Origin of the sequence: Bradyrhizobium sp. 137 (genome assembly GCF_023074095.1) — a bacterium.
GTDB lineage: Bacteria > Pseudomonadota > Alphaproteobacteria > Rhizobiales > Xanthobacteraceae > Bradyrhizobium.
Window position 1 is genome coordinate 47239 of record NZ_JADPKU010000091.1, and the last position, 6000, is coordinate 53238.

Genomic DNA, 6000 nt, shown 5'->3' on the forward strand with positions numbered 1-6000 from the left:
AGAAGTGTAACGAGCAGATCATCTCGAGTGTTACGCAATTTGCGTAGTCCCCACGCGAGGTTCGATGCGCGGCCAATCAGGGCTATGCGACCCCAGCTCGGCCTACTTCGGCGCAACCCGTTATCCTGATCGACAACGTGGTCACCGAATTCAACGCACCACTTAGAAACGGGCTGGTCTAATTTGACCAAGGTCGCGAATTCGAGTTCTGCCCGGAATGTGGACGACACCAATCTGGCTCATGCCAGGGACAGGACGATGCGTCGATTTGGACCCAGCTAGGGAGTAGAATCTACAGAGACGGACGTTCGACTCCTGCCGGCTACATTCGGAATACGCCATAATGGGGCGCTTCGATGGGAGCATTCAGCGAAGCGCTCAGGGCGATCGCGAGTGCACTTCGGGTATCGACTGGATCAAGAATTCCGTCGTCCCAGATTTCGGAGGTTGCATAGTAGGCGCTGGATCGTTCCCGATACTCGTCGAGAAGGGGACCTCGAATAGCTGCCAGCTCCTGCTCTGCGAGCCGCCCACCGTCACGGGCCAGTTGTCTGGTCTTAACGTGGGTCAGCACACCTGCCGCTTGCTCGGCGCCCATCGCAGAGATCTGAGACTGCGGCCAGGTGAAGACGAACCGAGGATCGAAAGCACGTCCCGCCATAGCGTAGGTACCTGCTCCGTGCGAGCTGTTGCAAACGACCGTAAATTTCGGGACCGACGCTCCCGAGACGGCCATGATCAGCTTGGCACCATCCTTGGTTATGCCACGGCGCTCGTATTCGCGGCCGACCATGAAACCCGTCGTATTCTGCAGGAAGAGCAGGGGCGTCCGGTTCTTGTCGCATAGTTGGATGAAGTGAGCGCCCTTCAGCGCACTTTCGCTGAGCAGCACGCCATTATTTGCAAGAATCCCTATTTGATATCCATGAAGCCGCGCGAAACCGCACAGCAGGGACGTGCCGAAACGCGGCTGGTATTCGTGGAATCGGCTACCATCGATCATGCGGGCGATGATCTCCCGCATGTCGAACTGCACTCGAGGGTCCTTTGGAATAATGCCGTATAGTTCCGATGCGTCGTAAGCAGGGGGCTCCGGGGCGGCTTGATCAATCGGAGTCTTCGCGGGACGATGGAATCGGGCAACGATATCACGTGCGATCGCAATGGCGTGCATCTCGGAGCTTGCGGAATAATCGCTCGTGCCCGACACGCTCGTATGCATGTGGGCGCCCCCAAGCTCCTGTGCCGATACGTCTTCACCGGTAGCAGCTTTCACGACTGGAGGGCCACCGAGAAATATAGCTCCCGTATCCTCGACCATAATGTTGAATTCGCTAAGCGCCGGGACGTAGGCCGCTCCCGCTGTGCAATGACCCATTGCGATCGCGACCTGCGGTACTCCCATCTTGGAGAGAATGGATTGGTTACGGAGGATCCGACCCGCGAAGTAGCGATCGGCGAAGAACTCTGCCTGAAAAGGTAGGAATCCTCCGGCGCCGTCGCACAAATGAATCACTGACAGACGATTCTCGATTGCGACGTCCAAGGCTCGCACTATCTTCTTGACAGACAACGGATACCATGCGCCGCCTTTACGCTTGCGTCGTCTGCATGAACCATCACCTCGCGACCCGCGACGATCCCGATGCCGACGACCTGTGCCGCGCCGGGCACTTCGCCGTTATAGGCCTTGTTAGCGGCCAGCGTTGAAAGCTCGAGGAACGGAGTTTTTGGATCGAGCAAGGCGTCGATCCGATCTCGTACAAACAGCTTATTTTGACGTCGAAGGCGCTCGAGCTCCCGGTCGGGCCGCTGGAAGCGGACAGCACGTTGCCGCTCCTTCAACTCGTCAGCAAGCCGCCTGTTGTGGAGCTCGTTTTGACGAAAGTCTTGCGAATTGACATTCGCCCCAGAAGCGATTCGTAGCATTTCAGCGCCCTTCTTTCGATAGCGTAATCAGCACAGCATCCCGCTCGAAGCTCTCCCCTTCTTTGAAATGGATTCGATCGACTACGCCATCCTGTGAAGAGCGAATAATAGTTTCCAGCTTCATGCTCTCAATCATCATCAGCGCCGCGCCTGCGGATACCGGTTGACCAGGCGAAACCGCGATCGTAACGACTACTCCCGGCATCGGGGCGCGGGTCATGAGCGAAGTTGCCTCTTGGTTCACGCAAGCGAGCGTTCGCAACGGGTCGCTGTAGCGCAAAACGCGCATCATGCCACGGATGTGGACGTGGATCAGGTCGCCTTCGATGACGAAGCGGACTCGTTCGGTCTCGCCGGCAATGGTCAGGACACCTGAATTCTCGCCGTATTGGGCAAACGCGACCGGGGAAATGACTTGGTCGCGCAAGTGAAGATGATAGGAGCCGGATTGGCAGGGTGAAAGCCATAACTGATGGTCGACGCCATCAACCTCGACGGAGTGATACACGTCAATTTCTCCAATGGCCGAGCGAAGCGTGAAGCGCGGGCACGGCATCGGCCGATTCGCGGACTTGTCGGGTAAGGAGAGCAGCTGATGCCAAGAATGCCGGTAGGCCGGTAGCAGAGTCACCAGCGGCAATGTGCGGGTTTTCCTCCAGATATCCCGTATGAAACTGTCCGCGGACAAACGACTCGTCGGAAAGGATGCGGGCGAGGAAGCTAGCGTTTGTCTCGCAGCCGAGAAGAATGACCCCCTGAATCGCGTGATTGGCCGTGGCGGTGGCCAATGTGCGCGTCGGCGAATGCGCGATGATCTTTGCGAGCATGGGATCAAACGAAGTGGTGATTGGCTGACCCTGCGTGATGCCGCTGTCAATCCGTACCCCGCTCGGATACTCGAGAAGAAGTACTTTGCCGGACGTCGGAACATAGCCTCGTTCGGGGGCTTCAGCGTACAGCCTTACTTCGATAGCGTGGCCGTTCGAAACGATATCTGACTGAGCAAAACCAAGTTCTCGGCCCGCGGTGGCATAGACCTGTTCGGCGACAAGATCGATGCCGGTGATCATCTCAGTCACGGGATGTTCGACCTGTAGGCGCGTATTCATCTCGAGAAAGTAGAATTCTCCTGCATCGAAAATGAATTCAACGGTTCCTGCGTTCTGATAATTCGCGGCGCGTGCGATACCGACCGCGGTCTCGCAGACGCGTTTCCGTAGTTCTGGCGACAGCGCTGGCGAGGGCGCTTCCTCGATGATCTTCTGGAAGCGGCGTTGCACCGAGCACTCCCGCTCAAACAGGTGTACAATGTTCCCAAAAGAGTCGCCGAGTACCTGCACTTCGATATGCCGCGGGTTCTCAATGTATCTTTCGACGTAAAGCCGGTGATCCCCAAAATACCGTTGCCCCTCAGAGCGAGCCTGCTCAATCGCGCCTTCCAGAGCATCGACGTCGCGTACAATCCGCATGCCCTTGCCGCCCGCGCCCCCTGACGGCTTTACCAGCAAAGGGGTTCCAATTGCACGCGCCCTGGAGACGAACGTCGCTGGATCGTCCTCCTCAATTGCAGATGGGGCCACTGGAAAGCCGTTCGACTGGACGAAGTTGCGGGCCCGAATTTTATCGCCCATCAGTTCAATAGTTTCGGGTGCGGGGCCGATGAACGCAATGCCGGCCTTTATCACGGCCGTGGCGAATTGAGCCTGTTCGGAAAGAAATCCATAACCTGGATGAACAGCGCCGGCGCCCGCCTTGTGAGCGGCGGCGATAATTTGTGCGATGTCCAGATAGGCCGCGATCGGCGTGTGACCGCTGATAAGAATCGCTGTGTCGGCCATGGAGACTGCCGGGCTTTGCGCATCGACCTCGTGGTAGACAACTGCAGAACGAAGGCCCAGCTTTCGCAACGTCTTGATGATGCGGGCGGCGATCTCGCCTCTGTTGGCGATAAGGACGGTATCGAAAGGCATTGTGTGCATTCATATCCAAACAAACAACTCAAACGAGACTTCCGTCACTTGGGAGCGGTTGGTCCGCTTTCGATGGCTCCGCTCGCTTATCTGTTGACAGTGAGTCGGCATCCACCGCGCAATTTATTACCTTGCGGCTCGGTTTGGGGAGCGCCGCGCGGGGACGATCGAGGGTGCAGGATGGTTCGTAGTACGTCAATTCGAGTCTCGTTTTTCTTGCGGTATCGCCAATGGAAATCACCGTTCGGCGGCTGATCTCGCGCACCCGCCGACTCGAGCACAGAGATGCCGTTGCACAATAAGAACTACTGCACAGCAGTTGGCTTTGGGACGCAAAAACCAATGCGTTCGTTGTGTGCGCGTCACGATATCTCTTTAGGTCGGTACGTTGCGGTATTGGTGTTCCTGCGCAAGGCACAGTATGGCCTGTCTATAGGAAAACAGACCGGAACCGTTCAAGTCGTTGGTGGCTCGGAAGCGTTGCTTTGTATGCTAGAACCGAAGGCTGCGATTTGTTGACGATTTACAATCAGCATGCCGATGTGGTCGTAACGCGTGTTGTCTTGCCGCACTCGACCTCGCAAGTTTGCCTGGTTGCGGACGAGCTGATCGAGCAGTTGCACGTCGACAAGGCACTAACGTCTTCCCGACGGCAAAAAAGGCCCGGCCTCATTTTGGAAGCCGGGCGAAGTCAGTCTGGGAGGAGCGACGCTGCTACACATCGCCCCGACCGTCGGCAAGGGAGAGTCGCCGCCGGCTCATTTACGGCGAGCGTTCGCCGCAAATTCGAAATACGACAAGGTCGTTATGCCATCGTCCCACACCCTAGGAGTAGCTTACGTTCGTTTGTCAGAGGTCGCGATCTCATTTCAAGATCGTACAATGTGACGTTACGTGCGATTCAAGGCCTTTCAACGAAATGATCGCACAGTTTTGTCCAAGCTCCTGGCTTCCCGGAAGTAGCCAGGTCCGTACGTAACGCACTATCCATTCTGTCTACGGGTGGGGGCTTGCCCCGTGTGTCAAACGCCATCCGGAACCGCCCACTTTGCGTCATGAAGAACTGCCCCCCCATCCGGATTATGATCTCGGTTGAAGGTTGTTTCCGCCGGTGACGGGCCGGAGGGAGGCGGAGCCGACCGGAGGGCCGTCACCGGCGGTCGGCGTCTTGGCGAGGCCGCTTTTGCGCTTGGCGCGGAGCCGGTAGCTGTCACCGCGGATCGTCAGCACATGGCTGTGGTGCAGGAGCCGGTCTACGCGCATCATTTCCTGTTTGGGCACCGGCTTGAGGTGCTGAAGGAGCGGTCGGGGCGCGGTCCCGCCCACGTCGTTGTCGCGCTGCCGGACGGACGGCCGCGGGCGGTTCGGATGGCGTCGACGGATCTTGCCGAGACGCCGATCACTTCCCGCCCGAACGCCGCCGATCTGCCGCGCATCAGTGCACGTACGCTGATCCCATTGATGCAACATTTGAGCGCGAGTCTCAGCCTTCGACGAGAAGGTGATTCGCGATGACCCACCGACCGCTTCCAGGTCGCGTTGCGTATCGACCACTGGCGACGTTGGCAAATCCGCCCGACGGCCGACATTCCGCGCCTGTGGCCGAATCTATCGACCGCGACGCAAACCCAGATCGCTCAAATCCTCGCCACGCTGCTGCGGCGAATGCAAGCGGTTGCCGGCACGCCCGGAAGGGGACTGAGCCGTGCACCGAGCCAAGTTGGCCTATGTCTACGTGCGGCAGTCATCCGTGAACCAGGTGCGCCAGCACCAGGAGAGCACGCAGCTGCAGTACCGCCTCGTCGATCGCGCCATCGGTCTGGGCTGGCCGCCGGATCGCGTCCAGGTCATTGACGAGGATCTGGGCAAATCCGGTGCTGGCGCTGTGGATCGTCATGGTTCCCAGAAGCTCATTGCCGAGATCGGCCTTGGCAACGCCGGCCTTGTGGTGAGCCTCGACGCTTCTCGCTTGGCCCGCAATAACCGGGACTGGCATCAGCTGCTCGAGCTGTGCTCGGTGTTCGGCGTGCTCATTGCGGATGGCGAGCGGCTTTACGATCCGCGCGCCTACCACGACCGCCTGCTGTTGGGCTTGTCCGGC

General features: G+C 58.5%; 4 protein-coding genes and 2 pseudogenes. 2 read left to right on the forward strand and 4 right to left on the reverse strand.

The window, feature by feature from the left end; genetic code table 11:
- Nucleotides 1-322: 322 nt before the first annotated feature.
- The 4 genes and pseudogenes from IVA78_RS24995 to IVA78_RS25015 form a co-directional block, all read right to left on the reverse strand.
- Nucleotides 323-1929, reverse strand: a pseudogene (locus IVA78_RS24995) (carboxyl transferase domain-containing protein).
- Between the two features lies 1 nt (nucleotide 1930).
- A complete protein-coding gene (locus tag IVA78_RS34650) occupies nucleotides 1931-2437 on the reverse strand; it encodes a biotin/lipoyl-containing protein (protein WP_247277994.1) in 507 nt (168 codons plus the stop codon).
- Nucleotide 2438: 1 nt separating this feature from the next.
- A complete protein-coding gene (locus IVA78_RS25010) occupies nucleotides 2439-3899 on the reverse strand; it encodes a biotin carboxylase N-terminal domain-containing protein (RefSeq protein WP_247468374.1) in 1461 nt (486 codons plus the stop codon).
- 1080 nt (nucleotides 3900-4979) lie between these two features.
- Nucleotides 4980-5156 (reverse strand): annotated as a pseudogene (locus tag IVA78_RS25015) (ATP-binding protein); the annotation flags it as partial.
- On the opposite strand from IVA78_RS25015, the gene IVA78_RS25020 reads away from it, so the two are divergent.
- Both IVA78_RS25020 and IVA78_RS25025 read left to right on the forward strand, forming a co-directional pair.
- The gene (locus IVA78_RS25020; protein WP_247468380.1) at nucleotides 5130-5414 is read left to right on the forward strand and encodes a hypothetical protein; all 285 of its coding nucleotides are present in this window, start codon (nucleotides 5130-5132) and stop codon (nucleotides 5412-5414) included. The pseudogene IVA78_RS25015 and the gene IVA78_RS25020 overlap by 27 nt on opposite strands.
- Before the next feature lie 205 nt (nucleotides 5415-5619).
- Nucleotides 5620-6000, forward strand: a 381-nt coding sequence (locus tag IVA78_RS25025) for a recombinase family protein (protein ID WP_247468375.1), incomplete at its 3' end; no start/stop codon positions are given.

Bases quoted from the DNA above. Each gene is read 5' to 3' on its own strand.
- IVA78_RS25010 (WP_247468374.1), bottom strand. From the start codon at position 3,899: ATGCCTTTCGATACCGTCCTTATCGCCAACAGAGGCGAGATCGCCGCC.
- IVA78_RS25020 (WP_247468380.1), top strand. From the start codon at position 5,130: ATGGCTGTGGTGCAGGAGCCGGTCTACGCGCATCATTTCCTGTTTGGG.